General features: G+C 67.9%; 1 protein-coding gene. It reads right to left on the bottom strand.

Annotated elements, in window-relative coordinates; all coding sequences use genetic code 11:
• A partial coding sequence (locus tag ACYF6T_RS44685) for a hypothetical protein (protein WP_461703725.1) occupies window positions 1-348 on the bottom strand: 348 nt, incomplete at its 3' end.
• Window positions 349-386 lie beyond the last annotated feature (38 nt).

Raw genomic sequence — 386 nt, 5'->3', positions numbered from 1 at the left:
CAGTGTTTCCCGCACCGTCTGCGCCACCGCAGGCACGTGCCGGGCCAGACCGTCGACCAAGGCGGCCACTGCCCCGTCCTGAGCACGTCCGGTGACGATGACCGTCCCGTGGATCGGGTACAGGGCAATACCGCGCCAGGCGCTCGCCAGGACCCATGCGGTGATGTTCTGCACGAGCCTGTTCACGCGTCCGTCCCCGTGGATGTGCAGGAAGGCCCGCCGGCGGAACACGCCTTGATCAACCGCATCGGTCGTTCCGATGTGGTCTTGGATCGCGGCGTGCGCACCGGCCTCGGGCAGATCCAGCTCCGTGACGCTGGTGTCGGGATCAACGCACAGAGCACGCACGGGAATTCTCTCCTCCCGATGGCCGGTACGCAGGGCGC

The sequence above is a fragment of the Streptomyces sp. 7R007 genome, assembly GCF_054850255.1.
The sequence above is the reverse complement of the archived record's forward strand: the minus strand, read 5'-3'. Positions and strand labels throughout refer to the sequence as shown.